This window comes from Bacillus sp. 01N45 (assembly GCF_056399205.1).
In genome coordinates this window covers 20243-42009 of sequence record NZ_JBFTQW010000008.1, presented here as the reverse complement: position 1 = coordinate 42009, position 21767 = coordinate 20243, and the positions used below count along the sequence as shown (strand labels likewise).

25 protein-coding genes and 1 pseudogene are annotated in these 21767 nt (G+C 32.0%); 18 read left to right on the top strand and 8 right to left on the bottom strand.

The window, feature by feature from the left end; all coding sequences use genetic code 11:
* Window positions 1–122: 122 nt before the first annotated feature.
* Window positions 123–989, top strand: a complete 867-nt coding sequence (locus tag AC1DMU_RS19075) for an MBL fold metallo-hydrolase (protein WP_088063323.1) — start codon at window positions 123–125, stop codon at window positions 987–989.
* A 163-nt stretch (window positions 990–1152) separates the two neighbouring features.
* On the opposite strand, the gene AC1DMU_RS19070 is transcribed toward AC1DMU_RS19075, so the two are convergent.
* Together AC1DMU_RS19070 and AC1DMU_RS19065 are read right to left on the bottom strand one after the other, a co-directional pair.
* On the bottom strand, window positions 1153–2094 hold the full coding sequence (locus tag AC1DMU_RS19070; RefSeq protein ID WP_476941545.1) for a nucleoside hydrolase: 942 nt from the start codon (window positions 2092–2094) through the stop codon (window positions 1153–1155).
* Window positions 2095–2127: 33 nt separating this feature from the next.
* A complete protein-coding gene (locus AC1DMU_RS19065; RefSeq protein ID WP_088063325.1) occupies window positions 2128–2730 on the bottom strand; it encodes a DUF2441 domain-containing protein in 603 nt (200 codons plus the stop codon).
* Between the two features lie 212 nt (window positions 2731–2942).
* On the opposite strand from AC1DMU_RS19065, the gene AC1DMU_RS19060 reads away from it, so the two are divergent.
* From AC1DMU_RS19060 to AC1DMU_RS19035, 6 genes are all read left to right on the top strand, one after another.
* Window positions 2943–3428, top strand: coding sequence for a DUF2798 domain-containing protein (locus AC1DMU_RS19060; protein WP_088063326.1), 486 nt, complete (start codon window positions 2943–2945; stop codon window positions 3426–3428).
* A gap of 181 nt (window positions 3429–3609) precedes the next feature.
* The gene (locus AC1DMU_RS19055) at window positions 3610–4035 is read left to right on the top strand and encodes a DMT family transporter (RefSeq protein WP_060488717.1); all 426 of its coding nucleotides are present in this window, start codon (window positions 3610–3612) and stop codon (window positions 4033–4035) included.
* 19 nt (window positions 4036–4054) lie between these two features.
* Entirely contained in the window at window positions 4055–4747 is a 693-nt protein-coding gene (locus AC1DMU_RS19050; RefSeq protein ID WP_142291729.1) for a Crp/Fnr family transcriptional regulator, read from the top strand.
* A gap of 19 nt (window positions 4748–4766) precedes the next feature.
* Window positions 4767–5237 carry a DMT family transporter gene (locus AC1DMU_RS19045; RefSeq protein ID WP_088063425.1) on the top strand — a complete coding sequence of 157 codons (471 nt, stop codon included), beginning with the start codon at window positions 4767–4769 and terminating at the stop codon, window positions 5235–5237.
* A gap of 585 nt (window positions 5238–5822) precedes the next feature.
* On the top strand, window positions 5823–6230 hold the full coding sequence (locus tag AC1DMU_RS19040; protein ID WP_088063328.1) for a GNAT family N-acetyltransferase: 408 nt from the start codon (window positions 5823–5825) through the stop codon (window positions 6228–6230).
* A gap of 269 nt (window positions 6231–6499) precedes the next feature.
* Window positions 6500–7102 carry an MBL fold metallo-hydrolase gene (locus AC1DMU_RS19035; protein ID WP_252196041.1) on the top strand — a complete coding sequence of 201 codons (603 nt, stop codon included), beginning with the start codon at window positions 6500–6502 and terminating at the stop codon, window positions 7100–7102.
* Window positions 7103–7226: 124 nt separating this feature from the next.
* Here the strand turns inward: AC1DMU_RS19035 and AC1DMU_RS19030 are convergent, their stop codons facing one another.
* Complete coding sequence (locus AC1DMU_RS19030) at window positions 7227–7850, bottom strand: TetR/AcrR family transcriptional regulator (RefSeq protein ID WP_088063330.1); 624 nt, start codon at window positions 7848–7850, stop codon at window positions 7227–7229.
* A 117-nt stretch (window positions 7851–7967) separates the two neighbouring features.
* Here AC1DMU_RS19030 and AC1DMU_RS19025 point away from each other — a divergent pair, with 117 nt between their 5' ends.
* The gene (locus AC1DMU_RS19025; protein ID WP_088063331.1) at window positions 7968–10199 is read left to right on the top strand and encodes an MMPL family transporter; all 2232 of its coding nucleotides are present in this window, start codon (window positions 7968–7970) and stop codon (window positions 10197–10199) included.
* 47 nt (window positions 10200–10246) lie between these two features.
* On the opposite strand, the gene AC1DMU_RS19020 is transcribed toward AC1DMU_RS19025, so the two are convergent.
* On the bottom strand, window positions 10247–10429 hold the full coding sequence (locus AC1DMU_RS19020) for a DUF4021 domain-containing protein (RefSeq protein WP_000998381.1): 183 nt from the start codon (window positions 10427–10429) through the stop codon (window positions 10247–10249).
* A gap of 185 nt (window positions 10430–10614) precedes the next feature.
* On the opposite strand from AC1DMU_RS19020, the gene catA reads away from it, so the two are divergent.
* The 3 genes from catA (at window position 10615) to AC1DMU_RS19005 (ending at window position 13078) form a co-directional block, all read left to right on the top strand.
* Window positions 10615–11265 carry a type A chloramphenicol O-acetyltransferase gene (gene catA, locus AC1DMU_RS19015; protein ID WP_088063332.1) on the top strand — a complete coding sequence of 217 codons (651 nt, stop codon included), beginning with the start codon at window positions 10615–10617 and terminating at the stop codon, window positions 11263–11265.
* Between the two features lie 221 nt (window positions 11266–11486).
* The gene (locus AC1DMU_RS19010; RefSeq protein ID WP_088063333.1) at window positions 11487–12413 is read left to right on the top strand and encodes a GNAT family N-acetyltransferase; all 927 of its coding nucleotides are present in this window, start codon (window positions 11487–11489) and stop codon (window positions 12411–12413) included.
* Window positions 12414–12565: 152 nt separating this feature from the next.
* A complete protein-coding gene (locus AC1DMU_RS19005; RefSeq protein WP_088063334.1) occupies window positions 12566–13078 on the top strand; it encodes a GNAT family N-acetyltransferase in 513 nt (170 codons plus the stop codon).
* A 39-nt stretch (window positions 13079–13117) separates the two neighbouring features.
* Here the strand turns inward: AC1DMU_RS19005 and AC1DMU_RS19000 are convergent, their stop codons facing one another.
* A complete protein-coding gene (locus tag AC1DMU_RS19000; protein ID WP_088063335.1) occupies window positions 13118–14005 on the bottom strand; it encodes a DMT family transporter in 888 nt (295 codons plus the stop codon).
* Between the two features lie 171 nt (window positions 14006–14176).
* Between AC1DMU_RS19000 and AC1DMU_RS18995 the strand changes: the two genes are divergently transcribed.
* The 5 genes and pseudogenes from AC1DMU_RS18995 (at window position 14177) to AC1DMU_RS18975 (ending at window position 18338) form a co-directional block, all read left to right on the top strand.
* Complete coding sequence (locus tag AC1DMU_RS18995; protein ID WP_000581036.1) at window positions 14177–14737, top strand: helix-turn-helix domain-containing protein; 561 nt, start codon at window positions 14177–14179, stop codon at window positions 14735–14737.
* Window positions 14738–14771: 34 nt separating this feature from the next.
* Window positions 14772–15719 (top strand): hypothetical protein, encoded by a 948-nt coding sequence (locus AC1DMU_RS18990; protein ID WP_088063336.1) that lies wholly within the window; start codon window positions 14772–14774, stop codon window positions 15717–15719.
* Window positions 15720–15886: 167 nt separating this feature from the next.
* Window positions 15887–16036: an aspartyl-phosphate phosphatase Spo0E family protein gene (locus tag AC1DMU_RS18985; protein ID WP_000424361.1), complete on the top strand. Its 150-nt coding sequence runs from the start codon at window positions 15887–15889 to the stop codon at window positions 16034–16036.
* Window positions 16037–16150: 114 nt separating this feature from the next.
* Window positions 16151–16877: pseudogene (locus tag AC1DMU_RS18980) on the top strand (alpha/beta fold hydrolase).
* A gap of 60 nt (window positions 16878–16937) precedes the next feature.
* Entirely contained in the window at window positions 16938–18338 is a 1401-nt protein-coding gene (locus AC1DMU_RS18975) for a protoporphyrinogen oxidase (RefSeq protein ID WP_088063337.1), read from the top strand.
* 51 nt (window positions 18339–18389) lie between these two features.
* Here the strand turns inward: AC1DMU_RS18975 and AC1DMU_RS18970 are convergent, their stop codons facing one another.
* Window positions 18390–18938: a hypothetical protein gene (locus AC1DMU_RS18970; RefSeq protein WP_088063338.1), complete on the bottom strand. Its 549-nt coding sequence runs from the start codon at window positions 18936–18938 to the stop codon at window positions 18390–18392.
* Window positions 18939–19425: 487 nt separating this feature from the next.
* Here AC1DMU_RS18970 and AC1DMU_RS18965 point away from each other — a divergent pair, with 487 nt between their 5' ends.
* A complete protein-coding gene (locus tag AC1DMU_RS18965) occupies window positions 19426–19977 on the top strand; it encodes a GNAT family N-acetyltransferase (protein ID WP_046954301.1) in 552 nt (183 codons plus the stop codon).
* A 38-nt stretch (window positions 19978–20015) separates the two neighbouring features.
* Here the strand turns inward: AC1DMU_RS18965 and AC1DMU_RS18960 are convergent, their stop codons facing one another.
* Window positions 20016–20201: a cold-shock protein gene (locus tag AC1DMU_RS18960; protein WP_000286202.1), complete on the bottom strand. Its 186-nt coding sequence runs from the start codon at window positions 20199–20201 to the stop codon at window positions 20016–20018.
* Between the two features lie 86 nt (window positions 20202–20287).
* Window positions 20288–20491, bottom strand: coding sequence for a cold-shock protein CspD (gene cspD, locus AC1DMU_RS18955; protein ID WP_000176365.1), 204 nt, complete (start codon window positions 20489–20491; stop codon window positions 20288–20290).
* Window positions 20492–20862: 371 nt separating this feature from the next.
* On the opposite strand from cspD, the gene AC1DMU_RS18950 reads away from it, so the two are divergent.
* Window positions 20863–21759 (top strand): CPBP family intramembrane glutamic endopeptidase, encoded by an 897-nt coding sequence (locus AC1DMU_RS18950; protein WP_060488737.1) that lies wholly within the window; start codon window positions 20863–20865, stop codon window positions 21757–21759.
* The last annotated feature ends 8 nt before the right edge of the window (window positions 21760–21767 follow it).

Genomic DNA, 21767 nt, shown 5'->3' with positions numbered 1-21767 from the left:
CTGTCCTTTGATAATTATCCCGTTTTTCGCTGGATAAAGATTTCAATAACACTAGCTATAATCTATCAAGTGGCATACATATATTTGTTTAAACTGATTATTAATAAATGGAGGAGCTAATTATGCAGCAAATTAAAAAAATAGGAAACTCATTTTGGTATATGACACCTGTTTCTGAAACAGATAGACCTATATTAGGAATGGTCGTTGGACAAGAAAAAACTTTAATGATTGATGCAGGGAATTCAGAAGAACATGCACAATTATTTTTAGAAATGCTAAAAGAACAGAATGTATCAAGTCCTGATTTCGTAGCATTAACGCATTGGCACTGGGATCATATTTTTGGGTTGCCTGTACTACAAGATGCATTAACTATTGCGCATGCAGAAACGAAGAAAGAAATGCAGCCACTAGTATCTTATGAATGGACAGATGAAGCGTTGGACGCACGCGTAAAAGATGGTACTGAAATTGCATTTTGTGCAGATTGTATTAAAAAAGAGTTTGAAGAAAAAGCGAGAAATATTAAAATTATTCCTCCGACCTTAACGTTCCAGGATCAAATTGAATTAGACCTTGGTGAAGTGACATGCGTGTTAAAACATGTCGGCGGAGATCATGCACATGATTCAGTTGTTATTTACGTGAAAGAAGAAAAGATTTTATTTTTAGGAGACTGTATATATGCAGATATCTTCTCTTCAAAGTGGAACTATTCGATGAAACGAACGTTTAAATTAATAGAAGAGTTGGAGGCATTTGATGCTGAAACTTATATTCTTTCTCATGGGACAGCTATAAGTCAGGATGAGTTTTTACAAGAAATGCATTTGTTAAAAACAGTAGGAACTTATACAGAAATTCATAAAGGCGATGAAGAAAACATAAAGACAGCGTATAAACGAGACGTAAATAGAGAATTAAATGAAGATGAATTAGAAACAATTACGTTTTTTGTAAATGGTTATGAAATGAATAATCAGTAAGACACTACACTAATCAAATATAATTAAACTGCATAAAAAGAGTATTGAAAGTTAATTCAATACTCTTTTCAATAGTTAAATATGTAGTTTCAAACAAATTCTAAATATGGGGTTTATCGTCTAAAATAATGCCATTCTATTTATTTTTCATATAGATAGTGGTTCAAGTGGAAGCTTTCTTCGCTAATTCAGTTATATAGTTAAAAAATCCATTGTGGTTTACATCATATACTACATTTACAGGTCGTCCGTCAACAGTTTCCACTGTACGCCCCTGGCTAGGTCCATATGTATGAATAATACTATTAATTGTTTGTAATTTTGCAAGGTCAGATTTCCCGATAAAGGCAGCAGTCAATACATCCCACAAATAGTAAGTAGAGTTAGTTGAGAAATGAACGAGGGGAGGAACCATTGCATAGCATTGACCAAGAAAATCAACATCAATATATTTACGCTCTTTTGCCCAACTTTCACGTATGTCTATAGTTAATGGAACTTGGTTTGTACTTTCTAGCGTTACTAAGTCGATTTTAATTTTTGATTCCCACACACGAGCTACTGCTTCAGGATCCCAAAACGAATTCCACTCAGCTGTTCCATCATGTTCTGGTTCATGTACATTGCCGGCAGTACGAAATGTTCCTCCCATCCAAACAAGGCGCTCAATTTTCCCCTCGATTACAGGTGCTTCATATAGTGCACGCGCTAAATCGGTAAGAGGCCCTGTAAATAATAAAGTTGTTTTCTCTTCAGTTTGTAGTAGGGTTTCAATTAAATGATGATGTGCAGGTTTTTCTGCTACGGGTGTTACAACTTTTCCAGACTCATTTAAAATGGGTAAAGCATCTACATAAAATGCATGCATCCGCCACTCTTTTGGAAATGGATTTTTTGCACGGGAATTTGATGCGGCTACTTCAATATTTCCTTTGCCGAAGCGATCAATAATTTTGCTACTCGCAGACATTGCTGGTTCTAAATAGCAATCTGCAGGGATAACTGAAACACCTGTAAGTTTGACATTATCCATCTGGAGTAATAAAAATAATGAAATTAAATCATCTACACCACCATCATGATTGAAGTACACTTTTTTCATCATTATAATCTCCATCCTATATGATTTAGTTAGGAATTAAATATGAATTGCGGAAAAATCATCAATAATTTCCACCACTTCAATTTTTCCATTGATCAGTAACTCAGGAAGTTCATTACTAACGTTTCCTTTCCAATACTCTCTTGCTTGTTCAATTTTTTGAGAGAAAGGAATACCATCTTCTTTCGGTAAAAGATTTCCGTCACTTTCAAAACAATTTCCAATTACTCGTAGTTTAACAATCTGCAAAACTTCTCGATTGTAAGAATCAAATAATGCTTTCCATTTTAAAGTATCTTCATAGCTCTTTGCAGCATATAAACAAGATAATCTTGAAGGGTATTCAGGGAATTCTTGTAGTCTTACCATTTCTACAATCGTTTCTCTAACGGCTCTAATTGTTTGATTCATATAATTCATAACTACTTTAGCATTTTCATTATTTATATGTAATTCTTCATTTGTATAATGTTCTTTTAAAATTTGCATGGGATCTTCACCGTTAGAATTCAAATGTTCCCTTTCAAAAAAGAAATGAAAGAGGGTATTCGTTTGATTTTTATCGAAATGAATGATTTGTCCAATATTCATTTTTTCCCTTGTAACGATGTGGTATACGTAAAATTCTATGTCATTCATGGTTATCCTCCTAGTAGTAATGTATTTCAATGTTAAATTTAGTAATTCAACATTGAAATATATAAAACCTTTATAAGTAAGAGTGAGAATTTGATCAGAAAGTATAGTGAATATATGATAACGCTTTAAATTTGTTCACAAAATGTTCACTTACGAAGAGGTTTCCATAATCGATATAATGACAAAGACTTAAACAGAAAGGATGATAGAAATTGCCAACAACAAGAAAGGAAAACCTCCAATTTGGTATGATGATGTGCCTTGGGATGGTTATTGTAATGACGTTTTATAATTTATTACTGAATGGAGCAGGAGGGCCAATTCATATTAAGGAGATCGCATTAGAACTAATAATTGGATTCATTATTGCATTATTAATTGAAATATGTATCGTTGGACCTTGTACGAAAAAACTTGTATTCATGTTACCGTTTGATAAATCGAAGAAAATAAATATTATAGTTGCGATGGCGACAGCTATGGTAATTGGAATGGTTTTCTTTATGTCTTTTTACGGAATGGCTATGATGTATTTACATGGTGGACTACAAGGAGACTCATTTGTATCGATGTATTTTTCAATTTTCATTAAAAATTTCATTTTGGCGTATCCATTACAATTAATTATTATGGGGCCACTTGTGCGTTTCTTATTTGGAAAGTTTGTTATGAAGAATAAACCTGTTAATATAGCGTAGTTATAAATATTAAAATATTATATAACGATAAAACAATAAAAAACACATCTCAAATATTTTGAGTTGTGTTTTTTATTGTTCATTTGTAGCTATTTTCATATTGATGTGACATTTGTCCTTTTGCCTTTATAGGATTATAGCTTTTAATTAAGTCAGAAATAGAAGATTAGGAGATGATTTTTTGAAAGGCGTTGTATTTGCTATTTTAGCTGGCGTATTTATTACACTTCAAGGTACATTTAATGCAAAACTTAGTTCACATATCGGTATATGGTCGACAAGTATTATTACGCATTTAATTGGATTCATTATTGCAACAACAATATTTTTGTTAAAGAAAGAAGAGAAAATAGCGGATTTAAAGGATGTGAAAAAAATATATTTAGTAGCTGGTGCACTTGGCGGATTAATTATTTGTGCAGAAACAGTAGCGATACATGCAATGGGAGTTACATTAACAGCTGGAACACTTATGGTTGCTCAATTATTAACAGCAACTCTAATTGAAATGAAGGGATTATTTCAAATAAAAAAGATACAGATGGAGAGATATCATATTGTGGGAACAATAGTAATGATTATAGGTATTGTTGTATTTAATATGTAAATGAAAGGAGGAAATGAAAATGGAGAATAGATCAGATTTAATTATCCATTATTTGAAAACTAATAAAATGCTTGAAATTTTTTCAGAGATAGATACAGCTTATTTTCAAGTAAATCATTTTGAAAAAGGCGAGCTTATTTGCAATATAGATGACGCAATGGATCGTTTATATTTTGTTGTTAAAGGTAAAGTAAAAGTTTATACGATTACACCAGAGGGAAAGAAACTGATCCTTCGTTTTATCAATCCATTGGCGGTTGTTGGCGATATTGAATTAATACAAAATAGCAAAGCGCATAATGTCGTTGAAGCTTGTTCAGATGTTATAGCCATCTCTATTTCTCATGCTGTAATTAGAAATAAGTTATTACATGATCCTATATTTATGAACTTCTTGCTTGAAAACATTGCAAACACATTAAAAATATCGACTCGTTTTACAGCACTTAATTTACTTTATCCAGTAGAAGTACGTGTAGCTAGTTATTTACTTTCTATTTCTACTGATAGTAACGGGAATATGTATAAAAAAGATTTGGATGCAACTTCGATATCAAGTATTGCGGATTTTATAGGAGTAAGTAATCGGCACGTAATTCGGGTGTTACAAAAATTTTATAAAGAAAAATTAATTGAAAAGAGAAATGGAGTTATTGTAATTAAAGACTTTTTTAAAATGAAGGAAGTTGCTAAAGATAATATTTATGAGTAATGAAAGGGAGAGGAAGATTTTGATTGGATTTACTTTAGCTATATTAGCAGGAATATTAATTAGCTTACAATCTGTTTTTAATACGAAAGTGAATGAAAATGTAGGGCAGTGGTTAACAACTACATGTGTTCTTGGAATAGGTCTTATAAGTTCAGTGCTATTTTATATCATTACAGAGAAAAGTATAAGCGTTAATTTTTACACTACAAATTATTTGTTTTATGTAAGTGGGTTGTTTGGTATCGGATTAATTATTTGTATAATGGGTGCAATAAAGAGTTTAGGTCCAGCGTATACGGTGCTCATTAGTCTCATAACTCAATTAGTAGTTGCGTTATGCATTGATACATTTGGATTATTTGGAATGGAGAGCATTCCATTACAAATAAATAAATTAGTTGGTATAGGTCTATTAATTATAGGGATAGGAATTTTTAAAAATCTTTTTTCAAATAAGAAATCTATTAAAATAACTGAGGGTGAGATTTAAAGAATATAAAGGAAAGGTGTTAATGATCTGATTAAATATTTATGTAGTAGAGAATGCCTTACTTATATGCCCTGTTTGTAAAGGTTTTATATCTATTCAATAAAAAACATGAGTTAGCAATTAGCATAGTTGAAAAGAAGACATCGATATGTCGAGGTCTTCTTTATTTATATTGTTTTGAGGTTATATGAACTTAAGTATTGGAGTATAAGAAGTGGCTTTAGGCAAGAAGAATATGACCAAAAATAAAATATTACTAAACATATATAACTAACGCATGCAATGTCTTTTTCAGTTATTATGTTGTAAATAATTTTATGTTAAAATCTTTTACATAATGAAATAAAGGGGTAGTATTCTATGGGTTATTTCTCAAATAGTTTATTAGTTTTGTTTGTTCTTATCGTCTGCAGTTGTATGATTTTTGGTTGATAAAATAATGATAGATTTATATAAAAGAAGTTAACTGATGTGAGGTTAACTTCTTTTTATTTTATGTTGAGAAGGAGTTATTTTGTTCTTATGGAAGTTTGTTAAAGGTAATTTTATGAAATACAAACAAACGATAGGATAAGGAGTATTTACATGAATAATAGTATAAATTACACAATTGAACACCCAACAGATTTCAATGGATTATTAGCGTTATATGAATCTTTAGGATGGAATTCTCTTAAATTAACGCTCAATGAATTGGAACAAATGTGTAAACAAAGTTGGTATGCAATTTATGCTTTTGATGATAAGAAATTAGTAGGGATGGGGCGTATTATATCAGATGGTGTAATAACAGGCGTTATTTGTGGTATATGTGTATTGCAAGATTATCAGTCCATTGGTATTGGAAAAGAAATCGTAGAACGATTAATCCAGCACTGTGAACTAAATAAGGTTATTCCTCAACTTATGTGTGTGGAAAAATTGCAATCTTATTATGAATCTAAAGGGTTTGAGGTATTCTCTATTGGGATGACAAAACCTAATAAAAGATAGTGTGGCTTTATATTTCCGATGTACTTGTGCATATTTTCAAACTTCATCATAAAGGAGACTGACTATATGGAGATTGCTAAAGGGGTAGAAATGTTACAACTTGAGTTTCAAGAATTTATCCCGCTTTAATGGGCAGTAAGACCCCCACCTCAAAATTCAACGAAAGCAAAGAATTTAGGTGGGGGATCAACTGCCCATAAAAGTCCGATTGGTTCAACTAATAATCAGTTGGGGATGAAGAAAACCCCCACTGATTAAAGTTTCACTTTATTATTCACCCAATTCTTTTATGGGATGATGAAATGGCAGTGTTAATAGATACTGGTTTACCTGGACAATTTGAAGATATACAAATAGAGATGGAGAGAGTTGGAGTATCTTTTGATAAGCTAAAAGTTGTGATTTTGACACATCAGGATATAGATCATATAGGTAGCCTTCCTGATTTATTGGAGAATGGTGTAAGTGATATTAAAGTTTATGCGCACGAGCTAGATAAACCTTATATTGAAGGAGAGTTTCCTTTACTGAAGGATGAACAAGTAAAGAATCCACCAAAAGGAAAAGTGAGTGATATTGTGATTGATGGGCAAGAACTTCCGTATTGCGGTGGGATACTAATTCTACATACCCCAGGACACACTCCAGGTCATATTAGTTTATATTTGAAACAAAGTAAAACCCTTATTGCAGGAGACTCGATGTATAGTGTGAATGGACAGTTAGGAGGAATTCACGTCCCAACAACTTTAAATGTTAAGGAAGCACAGCAGTCTTTGAAGAGGTATTCAAATCTTGATATTGAATCGGTAGTTTGTTACCATGGGGGATTAAGTAAGGAGAATATAAAGATTCAAATTCAAAATTTGTAAAAGTTGAAGAGGAATTTTTTGTTAAACTGAGCTGAAGTATAATCTAATTAATAGTAAATAAATAAAAGAGCATGTTTGAAAAAAATTCGAACATGCTCTTTTATTCAAGAAAATCTATTTAATATTAATGACCTAACCCGTTCCAATAAAAAGAAACGATTTCTTTTGCTAAGTTATCTATATTTGAAGGAATATCATTATGGCTCTCATCCTTAAAATTTCCCATTGATAATAAAGAAACGAAAGCGTAAGCAGCAAATGTAGCATTTCCTTTTGGGATTTCTCCAATTTGCATTGCGTTATCGAGTGCTTTTTCTAATACTTCATACATGTTGTCTTCAGCGTCTTTTAATTCTTTCAATTGTTCTTCAGATAATGATAGTTTTGCATCTTTCATAAAATTCTTCATATCAATATCCATCGTTGCGTGTAAGTAGACTTTAGCGAAGTCCAATAATCTTTCTTTTAAAGTCTTATTTGTAGAAAGGATTTGAGACATATTCTCGCGTATACGTATCATCATTTGAATCATAGTAGCGGTAAATAAATCTGCTTTTGTTGAATAGTAATAGTAGACGGTTGCTTTCGTAACACCACAAACTTTTGCAACTTCATCCATGGAAACGACTTGATAATTTTGAGTAAGAAATAGCCGAGTTGCAACTTCCAAAATGGTTTCTTTTGTAGACTTTGTATTTTTATTTTGACGAGGCCTTCCGAGAGGACGTTGTTTTTGTTCCAAATCCATTCGCTCCTGACATGTATTGTTGAGATAATTATAACACAAAGTTTTATTCATTCTTGATTAATTAACCGACCAGTATATATAATTAATGTTAGAGGAAAAAAGGAAGGTGGGGTTTTTATGAAAAAGCACCCGTTACATATGTTAGGGAGGCTTGTAGCAGGGAAGCATACGCAGTGGATAACTTTATCGGTTTGGATTCTTATTACATTATTACTTTCATTTACATTGCCACAAGTAAACAGTACGAAAGAACCGAATCCGAAAAATTTACCTGAAACAGCTATGTCGCAGCAAGCGGAAGCACTAATGAAAAACGAGTTTCCGAATAATGCAGGGAATCCTTTGTTAGTAGTATGGTATAAAGATGATGGATTACAGTCACAGGATTATAAACTCATACAAGACGTTTATAAAGAATTAAAGGCCAGTCCTTTAAAAGAACAATCAACGTTACCACCATTTGATACAATACCAGAACAAGTATTATCAAAAAGCGCATCAAAAGATGGTACATCATTTGTCACACCGGTATTCTTTAATAAATCTGCCGGAACAGATATATTAAAAGGAAATCTTGAAGATTTAAGAAAGATAGTAAATAGTAAGGTGAAGGAAGATCCATTTAAACAAAAAATAAGTGAATCTGGTTTACATGTTCGATTATCTGGACCTGTAGGTATTCAAACTGATGCGGTTAGCTTATTTAGTCAAGCTGATGTGAAGCTGTTAGTTGCTACTGTACTACTCGTATTAGTCTTATTAATTTTACTGTATCGTTCACCAATTTTAGCAATTTTACCTTTACTTGTTGTGGGCTTTGCATACGGTATTATTAGTCCTACACTTGGTTTTTTAGCTGATCACGGATGGATTAAAGTAGATGCCCAAGCGATATCAATTATGACAGTATTATTGTTTGGTGCTGGAACGGACTATTGTCTATTTTTAATTTCGAGATATAGGGAGTACTTGCTAGAGGAAGAAAGTAAATATAAAGCATTGCAACTTGCAATTAAAGCTTCTGGCGGAGCAATTATAATGAGTGCGTTAACTGTTGTACTTGGATTAGGAACATTATTACTCGCTCATTACGGTGCCTTTCATCGATTTGCGGTACCATTTAGTGTTGCTGTATTCATAATGGGAATTGCTGCTTTAACAATTTTACCAGCGTTATTATTAATTTTCGGTAGAACTGCATTCTTCCCATTTATACCGAGAACAACTTCAATGAATGAGGAATGGGTAAGAAAGAAAAAGAAAGTTGTAAAAGTTAAAAAATCAAAAGGTGCTTTTAGTAAAAAACTTGGAGATGTCGTAGTACGAAGACCGTGGACAATAATTATGCTCACTGTATTTGTTTTAGGTGGATTGGCTTCATTTGTACCACGTATTCAATACACATATGACTTATTAGAATCGTTTCCAAAAGATATGCCTTCACGTGAAGGGTTTACGTTAATTAGTGATCATTTTTCAGCTGGAGAACTAGCACCAGTAAAAGTTGTTGTTGATACGAAAGGAAAAGAGCTTCCTATTAAAGAAGAACTAGAGGGATTTTCTTTTGTAAATACAGTAAAAGACCCAAAAGAGGGTAAAGAAAATAAGCAAATACAAATGTATGAGGTTTCTTTAGCTGAAAATCCATACTCAATTGAAGCGTTAGATCAAATCCCTAAATTGAAAAGTAGTGTAGAAAAAGTATTAAAAGATGCTGGGATTAGTAATGCAGAAGATCAACTATGGATTGGCGGAGAAACAGCATCATTATATGATACAAAGCAAATTACGGAACGTGATGAAGCAGTTATCATTCCAGTAATGATTAGTATTATAGCTTTATTATTACTTGTTTACTTACGATCAATTGTCGCGATGATTTATTTAATTGTAACTGTTGTATTATCGTTCTTCTCGGCACTAGGAGCAGGGTGGCTATTGCTTCATTATGGTATGGGAGCGCCGGCCATTCAAGGTGCGATACCGTTGTATGCATTCGTATTTCTGGTTGCTTTAGGTGAAGATTATAATATCTTTATGGTTTCAGAAATATGGAAAAACAGAAAGACACAAAATCACTTGGATGCTATAAAAAATGGCGTTATACAAACAGGTAGTGTCATTACATCCGCAGGTTTAATTTTAGCAGGAACTTTTGCAGTGTTAGGTACACTTCCAATTCAAGTTCTTGTTCAATTTGGTATTGTAACTGCAATTGGTGTACTACTAGATACATTTATTGTTAGACCATTACTTGTACCAGCAATTACAGTTGTTCTAGGTCGCTTTGCTTTTTGGCCAGGAAAGCTTTCAAGAAAGAGTGAAGAAGTACAAAAGGTGGATGCATAGTTAAGAAAGCCAAGGATATTTTCCTTGGCTTTCTTCTATGTATTTTATTAATTTTTTGAAGTCAAATCATCAGTTACAGCATGATCAGCATCTTCAATAGCAGTTTCTGGCATTCCATATAAGCCGTTCATTGCTTGTTCTTCTACATTAAGGTTTACAGTATTATTATTTTGAATAGGTGTATTGTTTGCGATAGCATTATCTTTTTTATTTACATTTTTGTCATTCATGTTTGAATCCTCCAAACGTCAGTTGATTTATTAATAGTATGTGGTTGGATTTCAATAAATATGTGAATGAATTTTTGTAGATGTTATATAATTAAATAAAAACTTTAACTATTAGGAGTGAACAGGTTTGGTGAAAACAAGAAAGTTAGCCTTCTAAAATAAAAAATTTTTAGGAGGCTATTACAATGAAGTTTTATATAATTGACAGAGAAAATTGGAATAGAGAGCAGTATTTTGAACATTATTTAAAGTTGAAATGTACGTTTAGTATGACTGTGAATGTTGATATTACGAGGTTATTAAAGGAATTACATCAAAAAGGAATAAAATTTTATCCCGTTTTTATATATTTAATTTCTAGAGTAATAAATAATCATAAAGAATTTCGAACATGTTTTAACGATGAAGGAGTTTTAGGATATTGGGAGGAAATGATACCAAGTTATACAATCTTCCATAAAGATGATAAATCTTTTTCAAGTATATGGACGGATTATTCTAATGATTTTCACATTTTCTATAAAAACTATGAAGAGGATATGAGGTGCTATGCTGGTGTTCATGGTCTCTTCACAAAAGAAAATGTTCCGCCAAATGTTTTTCCTATTTCTAGCATACCTTGGGCTAGTTTTACTGGATTTAATCTTAATATTAATAATGATGGTGATTTTCTATTACCAATTATAACTTGTGGGAAATATTTTAATGAAGAAAATAAGGTTATGCTACCAGTTTCATTACAAATTCATCATTCGGTTTGTGATGGATATCATGCGAGTCGATTTATAGAGGATTTACAGGAGTTAAGTAATAGTTGCAACGAGTGGCTAAAGTAGTATCTAATTTTTAATTATACACAATTGAAAATGAATAAAAGAGGAGAACATGTTTATATAGCATGGTCTCTTTTTTATTCATTAATGCTAAGTAACAGTGGAAAATATAGGTTGATTTGTAGTTTAATAGTAAATGAAGTTATTAATTTTAATTTTCTTTATTTTATAACTATACGGTTCGCAAAACTTATTATCTTGTAACAATGAAGGAGAAAACAAAAATGATAATAATATCTATAGAAAAAGCTACAATTTTAGATGCTGAAAAGTTAACAGAAATAATGACAAGAACATTTGATGAAGAAGCAAAACGATGGCTATGCGGTCAAGGTGATGTCATTGACTATAACATCCAACCACCAGGCTATTCTTCAGTTGAAATGATGAGATATTCAATCGAAGAACTGGATTCTTTTAAGGTAATAGTGGATGACAAAATAATCGGAGGAATTATAGTTACGATTTCTGGTAAGTCATACGGTCGAATTGATCGTATTTTTGTAGATCCTGATTATCAAGGAAAAGGAATTGGATCACATGTTATTAAATCAATTGAAGTGGAATATCCAAGCATAAGGGTTTGGGATCTCGAAACATCCAGTAGACAACTTAATAATCATCATTTTTATGAAAAAATGGGCTATGAAATAATTTTTAAATCTGAAGATGAGTATTGTTATGTAAAAAGAATAACTGTAGAGTCAGCTAAAGAGAACCTGATTAAAAATAATGATATGAAAAATAGCCAATATGAAAACTGTAATCTAGCAAATACAGAGTATTATCAAGTGAATTTAAAAAACAGTTCCTTTGTTGGTAGCAATATGATGAATATGAAGATGAGTAATTGTAATGTGAGTCAATCAAAGTTTAGAAATATAAATTTTAAAAGTTCTTTATATGCCGATTTAAATCTTTCCGGTAGTAAATTTTCTTTTGTGACTTTAGGTGGAGTTCATTTTAAAGATACAAACCTTGGAGAAGGTAAACATCCTATTTCATTTAATAGATGTGATTTGGAAGGTAGTGCGATAAGTAATAGTAATCTGAAAAATATGGAAATAGAAAATTGTGATATAACTGGTATGAAAATAAATGGTATTCCAATTGAAAATCTGCTGGAGTTATATAATAGAGTAAAAAGTTAACTAAATTGTAGATAAGGATAAGTTGTTCAAAAATTGGATGTTATACTGAAATGATTATGTAAAAATAACATAAAGAAATATAGAAGAGAAGGGGTTTCACCCGGGGGTCTAGAATGAATAATGTATTGTTATGAATATGGAGGGGAGAAAATATGGAGATCAAACTAAGAGCGGTAGAAATACAAGATGCTAGAGCAATTCATCGTATATGCATACAAGATGATGTATTACCTTATATGGTTTTCTTACCTAGTATGCGTGTAGATGCGATGGAAAATAGAATTCGTAATTTAGCGCCAAATCAATTTGAATTTGTTGCAGAGTATGATGGAAAAGTTGTTGGATTTGTTGGATTAACCCAAAGCCCAGGACGTAGATCTCATTCGGGGGATTTGTTTATGGGGGTAGATAGTGAATATCATAATAAAGGCATTGGGAAAACACTTCTTACAAAAATGCTTGATTTAGCTGATAATTGGTTAATGTTAGAGCGAGTAGAGCTTGGTGTTTTAGAAACGAATCCGAAAGCGAAATCGCTATATGAAAAATTTGGATTTGTAGAAGAGGGAATAAAAGTAGGGAATTTGAAGGCTCACGGAAAGTTTATTAATGAAATTATGATGAGTCGTTTTAGACCTGATGGTTTAATTGTACATAATGAATAGTGAAAAGCATGACAAATTAATGTCATGCTTTTTTATTTGTTAGTTGTGATTCGGTAGTTTTGGTTGTAATAAGAATAATGCTAAACCAATAAAAATAAATGTAATGCCTAGCCCTTGTTGTAAAGAAATGGTCTCATTTAATATAAAGTACGCTAGTATACAAGTTCCAATCGTTTCTCCTAAAATACTCATAGAGATTACAGTAGCACTCATCCATTTTAATAACCAATTAAAAACTGTTTGCCCTAAAATTGTAGCAATAAATGCTAAGCCGATAAAGCACAACCAAGTTTGTGTAGAGTAATGGATGAAAGATTCTTGCTGCATGTAGGAAAAAATACCGAGAAAACAGGCGCTACTTCCATAACTAATTACCGAATACGGTATAAGTGATAAATCTTTACGAACATGTTGGCTAATGAAAAAGTAAGTGGTAATAATTCCGGCCGCAATAAAGGCTAAAATGTCCCCGTATAAAGCTTCTCCACTAATTTGGAAGTCTTGCCATCCGATGACGATACTTCCTGAAATAGCGATGAGGCAACCAATGACCGCTCCTTTCGTAAATCTCTCTTTAAATAGAAAGTAACCACCAATCATTGAAAATAAAGGTTGTAACGTTACGATAACTGTAGAACTCGCTACAGAAGTATATTGTAATGATTCAAACCATAGTACATAATGTGCAGCTAAAAATAGCCCGGATATGAATCCGAATCCCCATTGTCTGTTTGTTACTGTTTTTAGCTCGTTTCGATTATTTTTATTAAATAGTAATAACGGTAATAGAATCAGTGCAGCAAAAAATAAACGGTAAAAAGCAATGATAGCCGCAGGAGCATCTGCCAATTTTACGAAAATTGCTGAAGTTGATAGGGCGAATACGCCGAAAAATAAGATGCAATATGAAAGAATAGGTGATTTCACAGTTTGTCCCTCCGATAGATTGTTTATTATAATGAACTAAATACGATATAATGTACAAAGGTAAGTATATAAGTCCTTAAGGCGATAGGAAAGGATTATTTGCCTTTGTTTACTATGTCAGCACAAAGACAACGAAACATGCAATATGATGAACGAAAGGAAGGTTTTACTATGATACATGATAGACTCGGACAAACTGTATTAAGTTATCGTAAGAAAAATAATATGACAATTCGTGAATTTGCTGATTATGCAGGAATTAGTACTTCACTAATTAGTCAAATTGAACGAGGATATGCGAATCCTTCTTTAAGTGTATTGGAATTAATTGCGAAAGCATTAAATGTACCGCTATTTACACTTTTTATTAATGAGATTGATACAGATTCACTCATTTCTAAGAAAAAAGATCGAAAAAAAGTGTATCGGGAGAACAATGATCACATTGTATATGATGTATTAACACCGGATTTTATGAAAGCACGAATTGAAATGTTAATAATGGATTTAAATAAACAAGCAAACACAACGGAAAGTCACTATTCACATGAAGATAAAGAAGAGATTGCTGTTGTTATGAAAGGAGAAGTGTATGTGGAGTTAGAAGGAAAAGAATATTTTTTAGAAGAAGGCGATGTTGTACGTATTCCGCCAAATGTGAAACATCGCTTTTTGAATAAAAGTGATGAATCCAATCATATTTTATTTGTATTGACACCATCTTTAGGATGAGTATTAAGTGATTTTTATTACGGGGGAAAAATAGATGGAAAATAAAACTGTTTTAAGAGAGGGTCTTTCAATTATTTCTCAGTGTAAAAAACAAACAAATGATATTTGGCATGCGCATTTCGGAGCAGCTGCAATTGCTAGTTATTTTTTTATGAAAGATAACAATATGGAAGAAGAGATAAATCGTAGTATGTATTCTCAAACAAAAATGATGTTGAACAATCAAAACTTAGGTGAAATCATCGATAGTAAAAAAGAAATTGATTTTCAAAGTGCTGAAAAACTGATTATAAAATCAATGGAGCATACAATTGATGAACTTCATTGGGTGGGGCATAATGTCATTTATGCTGCATTAAGTTTATTAGCTATGAAAGAGTTACAAAAATGGGGGAATAATCAAGCAATTGAGGGAATTACTAACCTTATATTATCGTTTCGAAAAACAATTCCTGGTAGATCGTGGATTGGTTTTACGACGAAGGAAGTAAAACAATTAAGTATAAACGATGAGATAGAAAGTGAATTCAAAAATCCGAAACAATTATCTAAGTTTATTTTAAAGGAGCTCTCGCAATTTAATATTATTTATAGAGCGGAAGCGCATCATGATTTAATTGGTCATTTGCTTACTTTTTCTCATGCAATTAATATTATGTATGATTTAGGGCATAGAGATATATTCCAACGAGGGATACGTCCACTGTTAAAACTAGTATACGTGTTACGTGCTAGTCAATATCTTATGCCGAATACTGAAATTAACTTGCACTCACCTATAGATCGTTTACCTTTAATCGAATCAAAACGTGCTTATGTATTACCAACAGAAAATCAATTTTGGCTAAAAGACTATAGTGCGTTTGATTGGGATTTCGGGCATGTTTTTAAATTCTCATATAGTTATTTTGATCATATAAAGAGAGCTCCAGAATATAAAGATATTACATTAGAGAAATTCCGATTTGTTATTAATACATAATGAAGTCTAATGATCTGTATAAAGGGTTAAATTTAAAATTTTTTGTTGATAGGTATATTATTTTTTTATTTGTAAGATTTTACATGCTTATTTTACTTTTACTAATTATGTAAATAGGCTATACTAAAATACATATATTTTAGTATTGGAGAGAGAAGTAAAACGACATGGAATTAGTGAAATTGGAAAAAGTCATTGAAATAAAGAAAGAAGAACTTTTATATTTAGTATCGGATTACGGAATTCAACATGAAAAAGTATTGGCATTAAGTCAAGAAATAGACAAATTGATTAATTACTTTATGTTTTTAAAATAAAAAGAACTATGGCATGATTTGAAAATGTTATAGTTCTTTTTTATTTGGAAATTCAGATGTATATTCTATATACTGATAATAGATAGAATATTCTGTTTTGAAGGAGGGAGATATATGATATTACATACGCACATTTCAGGCGAAGGGGAACCAATTATGCTTTTACACTCTGGTGGTATGACAGGTTTAGTAGAGTATGAAGAGCAGGTAGCATTTTTTCGAGAAAAAAACTATCAAATCATTCGTCCTGATTTAAGAGGACATGGAAGATCAGGGGGGACGTTGGAGAATTATTTCCTACGATCTGTAAAGGATTTACATGATACGTTAGTACATTTACAAATTGATAGATGTCATATAGCTGGTGTTTCACTAGGAGGATTAGTCGCTTTATTATTTGCAAAAAAATATCCAGATAAAGTGAGAACATTAACTTTTTCAGGTATTTTTCCGGTTAAGAGAAAATTGGGAAGAGTCTCAGGAGTATGAAGCAAAGTGTCATCAGGAATTGATGGAAAATAAAGAAGTTATAACGTATATGAATGAAATTCATGAGAAAAGTGACTGGAAAGCATTACTTGAATCGTGGCAAGTTAAAGATTGGTACCCATTTGATGAAACAGGTGATGTAGCTAATCTTCAAATACCTACACTTTGTATTGCTGGGGGAGATGCAGAAGATGAAGTTACAGCTACTACAATGTTCAAACAATTAAACGATAATATTTATATTGCTGTTATTCCGTTTGCTGGTCATTTAGTGCATAACGATCAACCAGAAATATATTCGAATATATTGTCTAATTTCTTACAGAATGCACAAGCTGCTAGTCGAATATAAGGACTTTTGGGTATAATAATAAAGGAATTATTAATTGTATCGGTTAGGAGCGCAGTACATATGAAAACAGTTGTTGTTATCGGTGGAGGTATAACGGGACTTTCTACTATGTTTTATTTAGAAAAATTAAAAAAGGATAATAATATCGATTTAAATTTAATCCTTGTAGAAAAAGAAGAGTACTTAGGTGGTAAAATCCATAGTGTAGAAGAAAAGGATTTTATTATGGAATCAGGAGCGGATTCTATCGTTGCTCGTAATGAACATGTTATGCCGCTTGTAAAAGATTTGAATTTAGAAGAAGAAATGGTATATAACGAAACGGGTATTTCTTACATACATTCTGATAATACTTTACACCCAATTCCATCTGACACTATATTTGGGATACCGATGAGTGTGGAGTCATTGTTTAGCAGTACGCTAGTATCAACGAAAGGGAAAATTGTTGCTTTAAAAGATTTTATAACGAAAAATAAAGAGTTTACAAAAGATACTTCACTTGCTGTATTTTTAGAAAGCTTTTTAGGGAAAGAGTTAGTGGAAAGACAAATTGCTCCGGTGCTTTCAGGAGTATATTCCGGTAAATTGAATGAACTTACTATGGCATCGACATTACCGTATTTACTGGATTATAAAAATAAATATGGAAGTATTATTAAAGGTTTTGAAGAGAATAAAAAACAGTTTCAATCAGCAGGAAACAAAAAGTTCGTATCATTTAAAGGTGGACTATCTACGATTATTGATCGTTTAGAAGAAATGCTGACTGAGACAGTCGTTAAGAAAGGTGCTGTAACGACTGCTGTAAGGAAACAAGGTGATCGCTATGAAATCTCCTTTGCAAATCATGAATCAATCCAAGCTGATTATGTTGTTTTAGCAGCTCCGCATGATATCGCAGAAACTTTATTACGGTCTAATGAGTTAAACGAGCAGTTTCATACATTTAAAAACTCATCTCTTATAAGTATTTACTTAGGATTTGATATACTTGATGAACAATTACCGGCGGACGGCACAGGATTTATCGTAACGGAAAACAGTGATTTACATTGTGATGCGTGTACATGGACAAGCCGGAAGTGGAAGCATACATCGGGAAAACAAAAGCTATTAGTAAGAATGTTTTATAAGAGTACAAATCCAGTATATGCAACGATTAAAAATTATAGTGAAGAAGAATTGGTACAAGTCGCTTTATATGATATTGAAAAGAGTCTGGGAATTAAAGGGAAACCAGAAGTAGTTGAAGTTACAAATTGGAAAGATTTAATGCCGAAATATCATTTAGAACATAATCAAGCTGTTCAAATATTACAAGAAAAAATGACGGATCTTTATCCTAATGTATATTTAGCTGGAGCTTCATATTACGGTGTCGGAATTGGTGCGTGTATTGGAAATGGGAAGAACACTGCAAATGAAATAATTGCAACATTAAAGAAACAGTCAAAATAGAATACATATATAAATAAAATGTCCCTCCAGTATATTGGAGGGACGTTTTATTTATTTCACTTGAATTGAGATTTTTTTATTAGTTATATTATTCTCAGTAATCGTTAATGCTATGTTCCCAGATTCTTTAAATGAATATGATGAGAGTTGATAAAGCTCTTTTATGCCATGTTTCTCTTTTAATTTATTGGCTGGAAGTGATGTTATGTTCGGTTTCCATGATTCTTGTTTACCTGAAGGGTATTTTACTATTATTTCTGGATTATTTAATTGAATTGTTTCCCAAGAGGCAAAATGTAATTCAACTGCTGTATCTTTTTTTAGTAACTCTTCTGAGAAATATCCAAGCTCCCCAACATTACCGAAAACAGTAAAGTTTTGATTTTGTAACGTGATATCTAAATGTTTAGGTTGATAGGTTGCTGCGTGATAGATTCCATATGAAAGCGAAAGAGTGGAAGCGATTAACATGCCGATTGAAAATGTCATAAAGCTATTACCTTTAAAACTAGTCATCATGAATGAATTTGGGGCGAACTTTTTTGCAAATAAAAATATGAGTAATATGAGTAAGAGGGATAAGCCGATGAATATATACATAGAACATTTACACCTCCACAGAAAAACATAACGTTAACTACATTTTACCATAAATGTATGGATCAGGGGTGTGTTTTAGAAGGGAAAAGTGAGCACGGAATCGAAATTATAAGACGGAGTGGTGAAAATGAAAATAATACAATTAATTTTTATAAATAAAGGTAAGAGTAGGGAATGTGATTGTATCCTTTTGTTAATGAGTTAGATACACTACTTAGAGAAACTGGTTTTTTAAGTGTAAACTGGAGACAAACAGCTCTTGGGCATTAGTTGCAAATAAATAGAGCATAAAGAGGTGATCATAGTATTTTGATCACCTCTTTATTTTTTCTAATCATGCAAAAGCAAGAAGGGTTATTTTTAGTTTGTATTGAATTAAGAGGATAAGCTTCTCTAGAAATATTTGATAAATGGGACATTGAGGACTTTCCTAATTATAAATACTTTTTCTGCTATAATGAATGAGTAGAAAGAAAGGAGTGATCCTGTGGCGTTTCCTATATTAGAAACAGAACGTTTGCGTTTAGTTGAAATAGAACAATCTTATTGTCAAAAAATATATGAAATCTTTTCATTGGATGAAGTAACGTGTTATTACGGTATGAATTCTTTTACGGAGTTTGGACAAGCTTCACGTATGATTGAATCTTTTTCAAAAAATTACTTTGAGAAAAAGGCAATACGATGGGGGATTGTATTAAAAGAAACAAATACTTTAGTGGGTACAATTGGATTAAATAATTTACAACTATGGAGTAAACGATCTGAAATTGGATATGACTTACATCCTCGTTATTGGGGGAATGGTTATGCGTCAGAAGCGGCTCGAGAAATTATTCATTATGGATTTCGAGATTTAGGCTTATTTAGAATTGGAGCTATTACATACCCTGAAAATGTTACTTCTTGTAAAATGTTATCTAAAATAGGCTTTCATAAGGAAGGGTTATTACGTGGCTATATTCATCAAGGAAATAAGCAACATGATGCACTATTGTATTCTATAGTTCGAACGGATGTAGAGGATATAAATTTATAATAAAAACCCCCTCTTATAAAAGAGGGGGTAAGTAAAAATTAACCTATTTTAGGTAATAAACGTTCTCCGCTTTTCATGCTACTTTTACATAAAGGGCATTTAGGCTCTTCTTCAAATGAAAAATTCTTTCTCATCCATCCTAAACAATCCTCTGATTCACATTCCCAGACAGGGGTTTGTTCTGGTGGTACTTCAGCTACATCGTTCTTTCGATTGCGATACATATAACCACTCCTTTTATGTAAAAAATTTTAGTTATATATTAAAAAGGTTGTTAACCGAGCTGGTAACAACCTTTTTATTGTTTGAATTATAGCTTTACAACGTTTTTAGCTTGAGGTCCACGGTTACCGTCTTCAACTTCGAAGCTAACTTCTTGACCTTCGTCAAGAGACTTGAAGCCGTCGCCAGTGATAGCTGAGAAGTGAACGAATACGTCGTTACCGTCTGCAACTTCGATGAAACCGAAACCTTTTTCGCTGTTAAACCATTTTACTTTACCTGTTAATGTCATGGTAATGCCTCCTAAAATTTAAAAAGATTACAATATGATCGGCCTTATTTGAATGAAAAATAAAAGTTCACATATTATCAAACACCCATAAGGAGTACAAAATAATCCTGATTGATACTTGATAATATGCAAAGGAAATATGGTGTTAAATTGACCTTAATTACTATCTTACAACAAATGGTGGGAAATAGCAAGTGCTGGTAATACCAGTGAATAATCTTGGTGATAATAGTAAAACGCACAAAGTTATCTCTTTTATTTATATATTATTCCAAATTTAGGTTTATGCTAAACGGAGAGCATTTTTATTGGAAGTTTGTATTAGAGAAACGATATATAGTATTAATATATTTGTTATGGAGGCGAGAATATTGCAATTTACTCAATTTAAAATAATTGATGCAGCTAAAGAAGGAAGAAAAAAAGTTCATCCAATATTCGCTGTTATACTTGCAATTGTATTTTTAACTTTAGGTGAATTGTTCATGTTATTTATGTTGTTTTTACCGAAAGCAGAAACACTTTTAATGAAGGCAATTTATAGTGATATTGAGATGATATTGACGTTTGGCGGAGCTGTATTTTTTGTTTTTTTATGGGTTAGATTTGTAGAGAAAAGATCAATTTCATCCATTGGTTTTTGGAGAAATCAGTGGATAAGAAAATATTTGAGAGGTGCATTAATAGGTTTTGTTTTCATTTCAATACCAGTAATGATACTTTTATTAACAGGAATTGTACAACTACAAATGCAACAAATTACGCCAACCGCTATAATTGGAATTGTGGGATCTTTAGTTGCTTTTTTAATACAAGGTGCAACAGAAGAAATTGTTGTTCGAGGTTGGTTATTTCCAGTCCTTTCTGTTAGAAGCCGTATATGGATTGGGATTGTTGTAACTTCTTTTTTATTTGGTTTTCTGCATTTACTAAATCCAGGTATTACAATTCTTTCAATATCGAATATAATATTAGTTGGTGTATTTGCAGCTTTTTACGCTTTAAAGGACAGTAGTCTTTGGGGGATATGCGCGTGGCATTCGTTGTGGAATTGGGCACAGTTTAATATTTATGGTTTTGCAGTAAGTGGAATGGCAATGTATTCTACACCACTTTTTAAACCTGTAACAAAAGGATCGGAAGTCCTTCATGGGGGCTCGTTCGGTATTGAGGGGAGTATCATTACAACAATTATGCTTTCTATCGCTTCAATTGTTTTATGGAGACAGTTATGGGGAAAAAATGCAAAGCAAAGAGATTTAAGTTAATGAAAGTG